This is a genomic window from Arthrobacter oryzae, assembly GCF_031454875.1.
GTDB lineage: Bacteria > Actinomycetota > Actinomycetes > Actinomycetales > Micrococcaceae > Arthrobacter > Arthrobacter oryzae_D.
Map to the genome: position 1 here is coordinate 233,146 of NZ_JAVDRQ010000001.1, position 15,047 is coordinate 248,192.

6 protein-coding genes are annotated in these 15,047 nt (G+C 61.3%); 5 read left to right on the plus strand and 1 reads right to left on the minus strand.

Annotated features, from left to right (window positions below; translation table 11 throughout):
• Window positions 1–104 precede the first annotated feature (104 nt).
• The 5 genes from J2805_RS01095 to trxA all read left to right on the plus strand — a co-directional run bounded on the left by J2805_RS01095 (window position 105) and on the right by trxA (window position 6,104).
• Entirely contained in the window at window positions 105–605 is a 501-nt protein-coding gene (locus J2805_RS01095) for an NUDIX hydrolase (RefSeq protein WP_309967857.1), read from the plus strand.
• Window positions 606–671: 66 nt separating this feature from the next.
• Window positions 672–2,771, plus strand: coding sequence for a murein biosynthesis integral membrane protein MurJ (gene murJ / locus J2805_RS01100; protein ID WP_309967860.1), 2,100 nt, complete (start codon window positions 672–674; stop codon window positions 2,769–2,771).
• Between the two features lie 165 nt (window positions 2,772–2,936).
• The gene (locus J2805_RS01105; RefSeq protein WP_309967863.1) at window positions 2,937–4,562 is read left to right on the plus strand and encodes an ABC transporter substrate-binding protein; all 1,626 of its coding nucleotides are present in this window, start codon (window positions 2,937–2,939) and stop codon (window positions 4,560–4,562) included.
• 222 nt (window positions 4,563–4,784) lie between these two features.
• Entirely contained in the window at window positions 4,785–5,741 is a 957-nt protein-coding gene (gene trxB / locus J2805_RS01110) for a thioredoxin-disulfide reductase (RefSeq protein ID WP_309967866.1), read from the plus strand.
• A gap of 36 nt (window positions 5,742–5,777) precedes the next feature.
• Complete coding sequence (gene trxA, locus J2805_RS01115) at window positions 5,778–6,104, plus strand: thioredoxin (RefSeq protein WP_309967868.1); 327 nt, start codon at window positions 5,778–5,780, stop codon at window positions 6,102–6,104.
• Between the two features lie 7,644 nt (window positions 6,105–13,748).
• Here trxA and J2805_RS01120 read toward each other — a convergent pair.
• Entirely contained in the window at window positions 13,749–15,032 is a 1,284-nt protein-coding gene (locus J2805_RS01120; protein WP_309967871.1) for a ParB/RepB/Spo0J family partition protein, read from the minus strand.
• Window positions 15,033–15,047: the final 15 nt, after the last annotated feature.

Here is a 15,047-nt window from a genome sequence, read left to right on the forward strand (position 1 = left end):
CTTTCCTGTCATGTTCCGGTCATCACCAAGGGGCAAGAGTCGTTAGAGTGGACTTCATGGCCCATCCCGTACCGAGTGCTCCTGGCAGGAGGACAAACCCACCGTTGCCGTCGGCAATCGGTGCCCATGTCGCGCCCGCCCAGCACCCCGGGCCGGCGTCGCTGCCCACCGTCGAGGAAGTCTCGGCCGGAGGCGTTGTTGTTGATACGTCCGACGGCGAGCTAAGGGTTGCGATCATCGCCCGCCTTAACCGCGGCGGACGCCTCGAATGGTGCCTGCCGAAGGGCCACCCGGAGGGCAAGGAAAAGAACGAGGAAGCGGCGGTCCGCGAGATCGCCGAGGAAACGGGCATCAGCGGCAGCATTTTGGCACCGCTCGGCAGCATCGACTACTGGTTCACTGTCAGCGGTCACCGCGTCCACAAGACCGTCCATCACTATCTGCTCCGGGCCACAGGCGGCGAACTGACCATCGAAAACGATCCCGACCAGGAAGCCGTGGATGTCGCCTGGGTTCCCATCCAGGAGCTCGCACGCAAGCTGTCCTTTCCGAATGAGCGCCGGATTGCCGACCTCGCCAGAGAAGTCCTGCCGGAACACCTCTGAGGTCATGTGACTGATTCCATGAAGCGCCCGCGTGCGTAACTGCGCACCTTTGAGACGATGAAGGCCATGTCAGCAGCCAATCCAGCTACCCCCGAGCCAGGCTCGGCCGATTCCCAGGCCGATTCCAGGGCTGTCCAGCAAGGAGAGGCACGTTCCAGCGCCATCATGGCGGCAGGAACCCTGGTTTCCCGCTTCCTTGGTTTCGGCAAGACCTGGATGCTGGGTTTTGCCCTTGGCCTCGGCTCCACGGTCAATGACACCTTCATCAACGCGAACAACCTGCCGAACCTGATTTTCCTGCTGGTGGCCGGCGGCGTGTTCAACGCCGTCCTGGTGCCCCAGATCATCAAGGCCAGTAAGGCGCCGGACAGGGGAGCGGACTACATCAGCCGGCTCCTCACCCTGGCTGTCCTGGTGCTTCTGAGCCTGACCCTGCTCGTCACCCTCCTGGCTCCCTGGGTCATCGAGCTGACCACGCAGGGGTACTCGGCCGAACAGAAGTCACTCGCGGTCTCTTTCGCGTTTTGGTGCCTGCCACAGATCTTCTTCTACGGCCTTTACGCCCTGCTGACGCAGGTACTGAACGCCAACGGGGCCTTCGGTCCCGCCATGTGGGCACCCATCCTTAATAACATCGTGGCCATTGCCGGCCTGGGCATGTTCATCTGGATCCTCGGGCCCAACCTCACGAATCCCCACACGCTGGACAACTGGGGTCCCACCCAAACCTTCCTGGTGGCCGGGTTCTCCACTGTCGGCGTGGTGGCGCAGACCGCCATCCTGCTGATTCCGGTGTTCCGGCTCCGGCTGGGCCTCCGTCCCAGGTTCGGCTGGCGTGGGGTTGGCCTCGGACGCGCCGCAAAACTGAGCGTCTGGACGCTCCTCACTGCCGCCGTCGGGCAGCTCGCCTTCCTCTATGTGATGCGTATTGCCACCATTCCCGGTGCCGAGCGGCTTCGCCTGGAGCGCGCGGGGGACCTCACCGCCGCTGCCAAGCTTCCGGGCAACGCCGTGCTGGAGGTGGCCAGCCAGCTCTACCTGCTGCCCCACTCCATCATTGCCCTGTCCCTTGCCACTGTGCTGTTCAACCGGATGACCCGGGCCGTCCAGGACGGCAACCGCGCCGAGCTGCGGGACGCGCTGTCGCATGGCCTCAGGACCATGGCAGTGGCCACGGTCTTCGGGGCTCTGGCACTTTTCGCCCTCGCCGGCCCGCTGGGCATGTTCTTCTCCGGCGGAAAAGAGCAGGACGGCGTGATGCTCGCCCAGACGCTCACGATTCTTGCCCTCAGCACGCCGTTCATGAGCGCAAACTTCATGATGTCCCGGGTCTTTTACGCCAACGAGGATGCCCGGACGCCGTTCTACATCCAGCTGGTGCTGGCTCTCGTGAATGTCGTGGCAGCGTTCTGCATTCAGTTCCTGCCCTTCGACCAGATCATTTTCGCCATTGCCATCCTGTACACGGGCGGAAACATCCTGTCCGTGATTGTCAGCGCGATTTTCCTCCGCCGTCTGCTGGGTCATCTGGACGGACCCCGGATCGCCAACTCCTACATCCGGATGGGTTATGCAGCACTGGGTTCCGCAGTGGCCGGCGCCGGCGCGCTTTGGCTCATGGGCAGCTACAGTGCGGACGGTTTCGCCTGGAGTGGCCGGCTCGAGGCCCTGGTGACCATTGTCGTCGTCGGGCCCGTGATGCTCCTGGCGTACCTGTTGCTGCTGAAGCTTTTCCGCGTCACGGAACTTCGCGACCTCCTGCAGCCCCTCCTCGGGCGCTTGGGCCGGCGCTCCGGGCCGGCCCATGCGACGGCGGGGTCCGCTGCTTCGCAGGGGCGCCGGATGCCGGCGGACTCCGCTGCGGCACGGGACCGGACGACGGCGGAGCGGGCCACCGTTTCGGTTGACACCGGCCTGATTCCGAGAATCTCCGGAGAGTTCGACGCCGCGTCGTTCCGTGCGGGTCCGCAGGTTGAAGAACCGGCCCGGCACGACGACGCGCAGCAGCCCGTCTCAGCCGGCGAATACCTCCCGGCAGAGGACGTGCCCAACACCGCCAGAGGGAGCATCGTACGCGAGGAGATCCCGCTGCCCGGGCGCCGGACCTTCCAGGGAACGGCCGGCCGCAACCCGTACTTCAGTAAGCGCCGGAGGAAGAAAAGGTGACAATGCGGCGGTTTCACAGCGCCTGTCTCACACGGGCGTTATGCTGCATCGGCTAGGATCAGAAGCTAACTAGGGTAATTACAGACCAGAAATTAACCGGCTAACCGGTGTATCCGCTTTGGCATCGCCGAGGCGGCGATTCCCCGGACAGTCTAGGAGGAACCCGTGTCCCACCCGATCGATGTTGGATCAGTGCTCGGCGGCCGCTACAAGGTCACCGCCACCGTATTGACCTCACACGACCATGATCTGGTGCTGGATGGTGTTGACCAAGTCCTCAACCGGCCGGTGAGCATCCTCGTTGCGGGTCCGGACAATGCGGAGCAGGTTGCCCAAAGCGCCCGCGAGGTTGCCACCGGCGAACGCCCCGGAAATGTGCAGATCCTGGACCTTGGTGTCAGTGATTCCACAACGTATCTGATCACCAATCACACGTCCGCTCCCGATCTCCTGGACCTTGTGGTCGCATCCAACCCGCCCTACGTGGAGCCCTTCTTTACGGACACCCTCGGCAGCGAAATTTTCGGCCAGGCACGGTCCCACGAGCCCGAGACCTATGACGGCCTGTATGACGAAGAAGAGGTGGACGCCGGCTACATCAATTACGGCAACAGCCAGCCCGCCGGCCAGGGACGCAAACAGTCGTCGCCCCCGGTGGTTCCCCCTGTAGTGCCGCCGCGGGCTGCACCCGTGCGACCGTCGTCGGCCCCTTCCCTTGGCTCCTCCGGCAACGGCGCCTCCGGTGCACGCGGAAACGGTGCGGGGGCTGCGGCCGCAGCAGCTGCTGGGGCGGCAGGCCTTGCAGCAGGTGCGGCAAGTGCGGGCACGTCATCCAAGGATCCTTCAACCGCGCCCCAGGCGACCACCCCGCAGCGGGCGGTTCCCCGGCAGGCCGACACGCCGGCGGCGACGCCCAACGGACAGCGGAACACCGAAGCGCTAAGCGCCCAGGCCCCGGCTGCGGAATCTCCCAAGGTGTCCCTGTGGGAAGACGAGGACTACCACTACGGGGATGACGCGGCACCCTCCACCGGGCCAGCCAAAACAGCACGGGAACGCATGGCCGGCACCTTTCCGGCTTTCGCCCGGAACGATCGGGACTCCGAAACAGACGACTACTACGACGACGACGAACCGCCGGAGCGCGAGCCGCGGTCAATGCGCTGGCTCGTTGGAGGGCTCCTGGCTGCCGTGCTGGTGGTAGGCCTGATCTTCGCCGTCTCCAACCTTGGAAGCCTGTTCAAGAGCGAGCCGCAGAGTAACCCTGTTCCGGGAACGTCCGGCACCGCCCAGCCGCAGACGTCCGGGCAGGCGACGCCGAACCAGTCCACTGCGCCGGTGGCAGGTCCGCCGTCGGTCGATGGCGTATCCCGCCTCGGCGACTTTGACTTTGCTGCCACCTACGACGGAGACCTGTCAAAGACCTTTGACGGTAACGGTGCAAGCTACTGGTCGGACATGGAGTTCGCCACGGACAACTGGGGCGGCCTGGCTCCCGATGTGTCACTGGTGGTCAAACTGAAGAGTCCTTCGAAAGTCTCTTCCATCACGCTCAGCCAGCTGGGCGGTTCCGGCGGCAGCATCAGCGTGCTGACGAACGACCGCCCGTCCTTGGAGGGTGCCAAGCAGGTTGGAAGCAACAGCTTTACCTCGCCGGACCTGACCATGCCGCTCCCTGAGCCTGCCACGGCGCAGTATGTGATTGTGTCAATCAAGAACCTCCCTAAGCTTGCGGCGCCCAAGACGCGCTTCGGCTACGGCCTGCGTCTCGCCGAGATCAAGGTTCAGTAGGCAGACGGTTCAGTAGGCAGCCTCGGGTCCGCCTGCACCGGGCCAAGCCGCCGTTCCTCGCCTGGTAACAAGGCGTCGCCAGCCCGGCAAGACGGTACCCTGAGTGGTGGCGTCTTGTTGGGCTACCGGCTTACCCGGAATATTCAGCACCAACAATGGGTTGTGCCATGTGGCCGGCCAGCAAAAGCAGGCGCATCGACTAAGGAAGAGGTTCACCGTTCAGTGAGCAACGCAGAAAACACCGCGTCCCAGGTACGTGATGTCATCATCGTCGGCTCCGGCCCTGCAGGCTACACAGCTGCAGTCTATACGGCACGAGCCAACCTGAAGCCGCTGCTCCTTGCCGGGTCCGTCACGGCCGGTGGAGAACTGATGAACACCACCGACGTGGAGAACTACCCCGGATTCCCGGAGGGCATCATGGGTCCGGACCTGATGGAGAACTTCGAAAAGCAGGCCGCCCGTTTCGGAACGGAGATCCAGTTCGAGGACGTGACCGCACTGGACCTCGACGGCGACATCAAGACGGTCACTATCGCGACGGGGGAGACCTTCCAGGCCCGTTCCATCATCCTCTCCACCGGTTCGGCTTACCGCGAGCTGGGCCTTCCGAACGAGAAGCGACTGTCAGGCCACGGCGTTAGCTGGTGTGCAACCTGCGACGGTTTCTTTTTCAAGGATCAGGACATCGCTGTCATCGGCGGCGGAGACTCCGCAATGGAGGAAGCACTGTTCCTCACCAAGTTCGCCAAGTCGGTTACCGTGGTGCACCGCCGCGATACGCTCAAGGCTTCCAAGATCATGGGCGACCGCGCGCAGGCCCACGAGAAGATCAGCTTCGTGTGGAACACAGCTGTTGAGGACGTCCTCGGCGGAGACAAAGTCACCGGCCTGAAGCTGAAGAACCTTGTGGATGGCACCGAATCGGAGCTGGCTGTGACCGGCGTCTTCGTCGCTATCGGAAACGATCCCCGCACTGACCTCATCAAGGACACGCTGGACCTCACGCCGGAGGGAACCATCGCCGTCGAGGGCCGCAGTTCCAAGACAAGCGTCAAGGGCGTGTTTGCTGCCGGAGACGTTGTGGATCCCACATACCGCCAGGCAATTACTGCGTCGGGATCGGGCTGCGTTGCAGCTATCGACGTAGAGCACTACCTCGCAGACTTCCACGCCTAACAGCGCACTATTGATCCGAAGGGAAACAACACAATAATGAGCAACGCAAAAGACGTAACGGACGCAAGCTTCAGCACGGATGTACTGTCGGCCGACAAGCCGGTCATCGTGGACTTCTGGGCCGAATGGTGCGGCCCCTGCCGCAAGCTGGGCCCCATCCTGGACGAGATCTCCGTCGAGTACAGCGAGAAGGTCAACGTCGTTAAGGTAAACGTCGATGACAACCCGGCCATCGCGGCCGAGTACGGCATCACCTCGATCCCGGCCGTCTACCTGTTCCACGGTGGCGAAGTGAAGAACACTGTCATCGGCGCCAAGCCGAAGCAGTTCTTCGAGAAGGAATTCGCTGACGTCCTGTCGTAGCGCTTATAGCTAGCACTGTGACCGCCTAAGGCGGTTCACGTGCAGCCGGGAACTTCAGGCACGACCCGCAAGGCACGAAACGGTGGCCATCACTTATTCAAGGTGATGGTCACCGTTTTTCGTTTCTGACGGGGCGGCGCCTGGGAGGTGGGGAGTCGCTGGGTGCTGGCACGGGCACACGCCTCGGGGTCGACAACGCACTTTTGTCGGTCTTTCAACTATGGTGAGTTGTTTCGGGAGATGCTTTTTGTCAGAGCCGGCTCCTGCTGCTGCCGGCATTCCGTGCGACCGGGGGTAGGCACAACCATACTTTTTGCGGGTCCAAGAGACCGTGCTTGGCGTGGCAAAAGCACAATAAATCGGAGAGTGAACGGTGGACTTGGAAGAATCGGCCGTTTTGATCCGTTTGTCTTTGGCTGGTCTATACGCCTGCCGGGCGACCGTTTCACGTGAAACATCGGGTGTCGCGAAGTCCACCGTCCGCGCAATACAAAGTTCCGGTTGTTCCCGGCTCCCGACCAATACCCCGGCGCCTGCGGTGCACTACGGATCTCTTGGAAAACCACACCTGCGACCCACGAAGACAGCCCGCATGCGAACGCCGGTCGAATCAGAGAGCAGAGCGCCCCGGGCAGTCCGGGCGGGGGTAGGCAGCTGCGCATGGCCGAAAGCCGGCGTGAACCTGAGGCGCGGGGGACTAGCGACGGGGTCAAGGCGATGTTTCACGTGAAACATTGCCGAAGAGACCAGGGCTGATGAGCAAGAGAATCATCATCCCGTTCCGCGCCCCACGCGTTCTAAATGCACGGAAGGCGGCCTGTTCTCATCGTCATATGCTCACCCGGCCGAGGGTGTACCACCAACCGTCACAGACGCCACAGCCTAAGGGCCCACGGCATCTGAGCCCAGCAGGGGCACCAATGGCGCTGCCTCGGACGACACTTAGGACGAGCCCCCTGAGACAGGGCACAGAACAATGGTCATATGGTTCGCTACAGGCCCTCCTTGCTGGGCGCCGGCTCCGGGAATGGGAGCCCACTTGAACGCGTCCGGCACTCGAGTTGGCTGATGGTCATGTGCGAGGGAAGCCAGCATGTGAGCTGTGAATTGGGGTTGGTGGATCCGAATTCCCCAGGTTTGAGTGAAGCGGGGGTGACGAGCTGCTGAGCGAACGAAGTCCGAAACACCCTGGATGCTTGAGGACATAAGCGGCGCGGGAGTGACAGTCGTTGTGAAACCCATATAGTCGCACCGAACGTCCCATGGTGTCGTTGAATGCACTCTGTAGAGGCGTTGTCCACGGACGCGAGGAAGCCCGAAGTTGCCCTGGACCCCACAACGTCGAGTTTCGATGTCTGCCAGACCGCTCAGCGCCCACGACTCACCGCCCAGCGCTCACCGCTCACTGCGAAGCGAATCTATGCTCCCGGTCGATGTGGACCAAAGAAGAGAACGAGTGCATCGAGCCCGGCACGCTCACCGTAGCAATCTCGGAGGCTGTCGTCGAAACATCAATTGGAGCCAGGCACGGTACGTCATCTATCGTGGCGGCGTGGCCGTGCAAGTGGGCAGTGCGGCGCCGGCCGCTCAGGTGGGCAGGGTTGGGGCGAGGCACCCACCGCTCCCGCCAACATCTAGGTCGCGCCTGCGCCGGGTCCACGTTTCACGTGGGGCACCACGTCTGCGGGAGGAGTTTGTTTCACGTGAAACATCTCAGCCAAGGAACGGTCCGCAGCTCGCTCTGCCCGAATGCAACATCCTGCCCGTTCAGCCACATCAGCACGAAGTGTGGGACCGCAACCCCCGCCTTCGTGGAACAAACAGCGCCCTTGTAGAACCGGACAAGAATTGTTACTGGTCCATTCAAAAATCTGAAGACTGCTCTGCGGCCCCTAGAATGGCCCGTAGAAGAGCCAGGTATCAGCTGATTCCGTTCTCAAAGCAGCAAACTACAACCACAACTGCGATGTCAGGCTGCTCGATCGGAATGCCCACGTAGCGGTTCTACCAACCCGCCACAACCCGATTTAGATCCCATGGCCAGTCAGATCCACCACCCTCCGTCAGTGCTACGGCCGAACTTTTGCATCCCTTCGTAGAACTGGGTTCATCAGTTGTCGTGCCATCGGTTCACCCCTCGCCACCCCTCCGGGATCCATACCGCGCCAAGAATCGGCTCGCACGCAGAAGCGCCCACCTCCCTGCCGCACTTTGATCCGGCTTCCCATCCTGGCAAGAGATGGAATGCCTGAAACCAGGCGCCAAACCGGAATGGATGGTGGTGCCCATTGCAGCCCGCAGAAGCCCTTTGGTTAGTGCCTGGGACACCGACCGCCAAGGGGCCAGGGACCCGGACCGCACTGTCAATGCCCCTTCGGTGAGCAATTCTCCGCAGCCTCAGCCGACGGCAATTGACTTGTCGATGGAAAGGGCTCGCCTGCGGCAAGGACTGTGCCGGTTGAGAGCATGGACGAGAACGAGGCAGCATCATCAGTCGCCGTCCCCGTGGAGCCCATAAGCACCATCGGTATGTTTCACGTGAAACGTCAATCTGCCAGGAGCCGGTGGTCAATCAATTTTTCAATACAAGCCCCGAGCGGACAAATGAACGGCGAAGTGCTGAAAGACGGTCCCACGACTACAATCCGCAACCATGGACGGTCATTACACGGCAGGGGAGAGGGAGGAGATTGCCAATCCGGCGAAGACCTCCAAACTGCCCTGCGCTACCTCGAGGAGGGGGAACGACCGTGTGCGCCCCGTCGTGCAGACCGACGAACCTTCGGACCCATAAATTATTCGTGGGCCAGGGACTTTCGTGGGCCGGCGACCTTCGAGCGGCCATCGTGGGCCTGGGAATCCCAGATCGACGTTCATACCTGGTCCGAGACAAGGCAAGAAGATTCGGCCCAACCTAAGATGTGTTCTGCACTCACACATACGGCGGGGTAGACAACATCCACCTTGAGACCGCTGGCTCGCGATTGGCCGAGGCCTGGCGCGGAACACTTTGCTGTCGGTCACTCTTGCTATCGATGAACGAACGCGCGGGGTCTTCTCTTTGAAGTGCCAGTTCCAGGAAGCGACTCAGCCGCCACTTCGGAACTCAGCCTGTCCATGCCAGCGCCAAGAGTCAGACTGACGACGAGCTGCCGCCGCGCCTTCCCCAGCAGAACCCGGGCTAAAACGCACGCGTGGCGCGCTTGCCTGCTCTTGCAGTCATCGGTCCATGCGTCCTCAGCGCCTCCTCGAAGACTGCACACGCACCTGCCAGAAGCCAGCAGAGACAACACCACACTGACCAGAGATTCCCTGAGACGCTTCGAGCTCATTGGCCTTGACCGCAATCTACCCATGGACATGGAAGGAAGGCCCTGCCTGCGCCGTTGTAGATAGACCACGCCCCGTTCGCCTGGTGCCTGCGTTCCACCCTAACCCCCGCCTCTTCGGGTTCGGTGGGGTACGAATCGGGCGTTCGCGTAGGCCTGACACGCTCATTTTCAGCTACCATTGCGTTGGCCAACCCAGACAGAACAGGCTGAGCCTCGAAGAGTCAGGGAAGCTAAAAGCGCCCCCCGATCCAGACGTCTCCTCCCGCGGATCAATATTCTTCAGGAACGGCGCTACAGAGATCCACAGCAAAGTCTGGTTGGGGACATGATGGGTGTCGTCTTAGGGGGCGACAGGCGCTGTCTTCGGCGCCGCCCAGGGGGCTAAGCAATGCTGACACAGCACACTTAGAAGGCCAAAGCCGGCACGATTGCGCAGTACCATCGGTCAGGATTGGAGCGATGGCAGCAACCCATTCGTTTGAGTCGTCTGTTGTGCAGTCAAAGATCGTCGCTACAGGGGGTCGGCGAATGTTCCGCGGACGTACCTTCTCCTCCGCTTGGATCTATCGTGGAACTGAGTTTTCCCCAGATGCGCCTCCATTCTCCACAGAGGATATCCACAGGGTTATCCACATCGTAGGAAACCGGGCACTTACTGTGATTCTCGCCACGGCCGGCGCCGCAGCAGACTCGCCCGCGCGTGTGGCAGGAGTCACTTAATGGGCCGCTTGTGAAGTGTGCTGATCAGTCATCATTAAACAGCGTCAAACGCCCCGAAATCGCGCCCTACTGGCTAATATCGGCGGTTTCGAGCTACTTTTTGGGCTGTGTAGGAGGGTAAAACATGTTTCACGTGAAACACGACAACTGGGGCTGGTTTGTCCAGCTTTGGCCATGTGCCGTTGGTACTCCAGAGCCTCCGCTGATGTACTCTGCGTAGAGGCTATTTCCACAAAGTTATCCACAGGGATATCCACCGCGTTATGCACCGGCTTATGCACTACATCCAATCTCTGAACCCGCCTCGGGGTTTGGATCGGCGGCAGCCTGGACCCCGTTCGGAGCACCCGAAAAGACGCCGAGTGGCAGCAAGCGCGAGATGTTCCCAGGCACAGAAAACCGAGAAAGCCCTCTCTGCTCTTCCTGACAACACGCCCGGCTGAGGCAGGCACATGAGGCATCGTGGCGGGACGCAGGCTCTTTCCCACCTTTCACCATCGCCCCCCTCCTCGGAGGCTGCCTGCTCGCTCCACACAAAATGGAGAAGCGGACCGGGGAATACTGATGCAATTCGAACAGAGCCGGTGAATCTGAACCACGGGAAAGCACGCACACAACCAGTGAGGATCTAAGCGGAGGGGTGACTACCCCTCGGCTATGGACCACCAATCGGTTCAGGCTGCTATCAGTGCAACACCTTAGGGCCAGGGAGTACTCACGCTTGAAAGGCGGTCCACTGTTGCCGAGCATCGCCACGGAATTCTGCGAACCAAGTCCTGGACGTGCAGGCGCAAAGCGAATGACCCCCTGGGTCTACGGGGTGGCCATCCAGCGGGGGAGTCCGCATTCACCACTTGAATAGTCTTGTCGCAGTAGGCCGCGGGCAGACTGCCACGGTCAATCCATCAGTGCCGTGGCACTGGCAGGTCTACCTGTTGAAATTAACATCAGCCACTGAGCACCGGCGTGGTCGCTCCTTTCCTTCTCCCGGAGTAGGCAGGCTAAAGCCGACAGGACACTCACTTGTCATGCAAGATCTGGGGCACCTCGCCGAATTCAGTCCGCATGCCCATCGGCTGCTGACGACAACGGAAACGAATGGTGACGGACTACCTGGTGCATCACGGCGTTGAATCGGTTCGCGAGCTTTGTGAGGACCCTTGGTCGGGGTTCTTCATCGGCGATCCAACGCGATGACCTGTCCACCGGCGCTGAAGCGTACGAGGCCTGATTAAGTATGACTACTTGACTGGGCGAGGCCCCTCTCATGTTTCACGTGAAACACTCCCATCGGTCCAGGCGGGAGAGGAGGACTCGACGATCGACGGCTCATCCTGTCAGTCGTCATCAAGGCCCTTACGTGTGGCTGCGCGTCCTAGATATGAGTCGTATCAACCGGACGCAGGCAGCACCCTCTTTAGCCCGCTGACCGGAACGGCCTAATCTAGGCTTGGTGCGGCGTCACAAACACATCCGGCCGGAGGAGTTTGCACGCTCAGGGAACGTCACTTCGAAGACACTCCGGAGCTGCCTCTTCGATCTGCTTCCAGGTCGTGACCTGGTCTCTGCACCTCATGCGGTGACCAGTTCAGCAGTTGTCACCTGACCACTCAGTCAGCAGTGCCCGCCGTAGGACAGAGGAGGGAAAGCGGGCGGTGAGCGACAGCCGCTATCTTCATGTCGCAATGAGCCAACGCCCAAGAGAGCATGAAAGGCGCATCAGCGATTGAACGTCTGTTGCCAGCCCAGATTCCTAAGGCGCCCCGGTCGCATATAGAGAAGGACCTGGCTTCCTAAAGTCGGTCCCACGTTTCACGTGAAACAATGCGACAAAGAGTTCTTGGCTTCCCAAGAGCTCTTTGTCCCGTACCGATCGAACCAGCGCCTGTCGTCATGCTGACAAAGAGGCGGCCGTGCCACAGGACCGACGATGCGTCCCTCACAAACCGCCAATGGGCAGGGGAATGAGCCTGAGTTCCAGATCAGTTCCAACTACTACTGCCGCCGGACACTACAGTCTTTTGCCCCAGCGGTGCGATCTTCGGAGTAATCACCGATGACCAATCCGTCGCGAGAAGTGAAAGCAGAGCGGTCGGCAGTCACGAAAGGCCGGAGCCGGGACCCGCGAATGAAAAGAGTGCGTCACTGGCACCATGCCAAGGAGCCGCTACCGCTGCAGTGCTAGTACTATCTTGACCTGCAGTCATAGGTATCATCTTCACCCTGGCGGCGCTTCGCAGCCTAGTTGCCGGTGGCCATCGACTTGTTCGGGGTGCCTACGGCAGTCAACGCCGAGTTTGGCCACCCGAATGATGGCCGGCCTTTCCGGCAGGCCCGGCAAATTGCGTCCACCTAGATGAGCACTGCGCCTTGGTCTGTCACTGGATACTGTCCAGGACTAAGCTGCTCTGCTGCTATGTACACCTTGCAGTTCCTCATTAATGGAATTCTCTTGCTAAGAGACGACCAGCATCCACGTACCAACCCATAGAACAAACAGCGGAGCCATGTTTCACGTGAAACAGGCAGACCACGGACACCAATCCGTATGTAAAGGGGACCAGGGGAGTAAGACCGAACACCACTGAGGCCCAGCTTCGCTTGATCGCACGTCTAACGAGTTGGCCGCTCGTCAGTCGACGTTCAAAGGATCGAACGGTTCGGGCATGCGGCCCACCCGCCCTCCCCACGCCAGACTCTCCGCGATACGGCGACACGGCTACACGGCGCCACCCAGGACGATGTAGCCATCAAGGCTATATGCCCCGATGTCGGCTGCCATCGCGAATAAACCAGAAAGCAGCACCCCCGCTTGCCCGGGCGGAAGGATCGGGAGTGCCTCAACAAGACTCCCGATCCGCAAAGGCCGTCGCACTACCACTAAGGGAACCCGTACGATGCCCAACAATGGACACACTTGCGCGCCGATTAGTATTGGAAAGTTCCCCGTCGGCGAGTGTCAGTCTGAGAGTCTTCAACTCGGCCTCCACATGCATTCCTAGGCGAATATTTGCCCACGGGATCCTCTTTCAGCGGCGTCTGATGCCCGTCAGAGACGCTTGGAGGACTGCGTGACCACTGGGTGGCGTCACAACTAGAGCTTTCCTCATAAAGGCCACACACCGGCCCGGGGCTCATACAGCGCCGTCTAGCACCTTAGGGGCGCCCCCTCGGATCAGAGGCGCAGACCAGGGTAGGGGCCCCCAGATCCCACCTCAGGCGGGAGCCTGGAGACCAGCTGGGGGCAGGCATCCGGGCAGCTGGCGACAAACCAACGCTAGGCGTCGGCACCTGCTACCGGGCGCAGCGAACCCGGTCAGCCAGCCCAACGCTGGCAACCAGAAAAGCATCGCTACCGGAACCAGCAAGGAATCCGACATCGGGTACACGTTATACCTATCCCCGAATGGCAGCTAGCGGCACAGCATTTTTCCTCACCATCAACGAGTAGCGAAAGACAACTGCTACACCGGGCTTGGAAATTGCAGTCCACCATTTGGCATGGCCGGAGGCAAAGCCGCAAGCAATACCGCAGGCAAAACAAGAGGGCCTGTTTCACGTGAAACAGGCCCTGCTCAAAGCTGTAGTCTTGCTAGTTCTCGGAACCCGGTGTCAGAACTTCCATGATCCGGTTCAGGTCTTCCACGCTGGCGAACTCGATGCTTACGCGACCCTTCCTGGCGCCGAGGGAGATCTTGACGTTGGTGTCCAACCGGTCCGACAGCGATGAGGCCAGGTAGTCCAAGCGCTCGTGGCGGGCACCCGGGCGGGGCACGTTGTTCTTAGTCGGAGCAGCCGGGCTCTGGTACAGCGTGACAGCCTCTTCCGTTGCGCGAACGGACATTCCTTCGGCGACGATCTTCTGTGCCAGGCGTTCCATAGCGGCCGCATCGGGAAGGGCAAGCAGGGCCCTCGCGTGGCCGGCGGACAAGACACTCGCCGCAACCCGACGCTGGACCAGCGGCGGCAGTTTGAGGAGACGCAGGGTATTTGACACCTGGGGGCGCGAGCGGCCAATGCGGTCAGCAAGCTGCTCGTGCGTCGTGCCGAAGTCCTCCAGCAGCTGCTGGTAGGCGGCCGCTTCTTCAAGGGGGTTCAGCTGACTGCGGTGGAGGTTTTCGAGAAGTGCGTCCCGAAGCAGGTCATCATCCGTGGTGTCGCGGACAATTGCCGGGATGGTTTCGAGTCCTGCGGCCTGTACTGCCCGCCAGCGACGTTCACCCATGACGAGCTCAAACGGTTCGCCACCCTTTTCGGTTGAAGTGCGCACCACAATTGGCTGGAGGACGCCTATTTCGCGAACCGAGTGAATCAGCTCCGCCATGTCGTCCTCATCGAAGACGGAACGGGGCTGCTTGCGGTTCGGATGAATGTCGCCGACCGGAATCTCCGCAAACCTGACGCCGGGAACTTCCACCAGTTCAGGTCCGTCGTCGGTGGCTGGGGCCGGAGTCGTCCCGGCCCCGTTACCTACGGCAGCATCGTCGGTGGCTTGCGCTGCGGCACCCGTCCTGGCAGCGGTCTTCCTCGCAGGGGCCTTCGAACCAGACGGTGCTGCGCTGCCCGCTGCTTTCTCCGATGCCGGCGAGGCAGCCTCGTCCGCAGGCGTGGCTGAAGCTGACCGGTCGTCGGAGGATAGGTCTGTCGGGGTACTCTGAGCAGGCGTCTTCCCGGCACGAGACTTTACGTCCGCCGAAGCAGCAGCGTCTTCTTCAATGAGAACGCCGGCAGCCGTTGTCGGCTTCTTCCTTGCCTCAGGGAAAAACAGGTCAACAGGGCGCGAAGGTGCTGCGCCATTGCCGGAAGCGTTAGCCGGAGCGGAACTTGGAATGAGTGCGCCAAGACCACGACCGAGGCCGCGTCGCTTATCGCTCATGGGTAAATCCCTCCA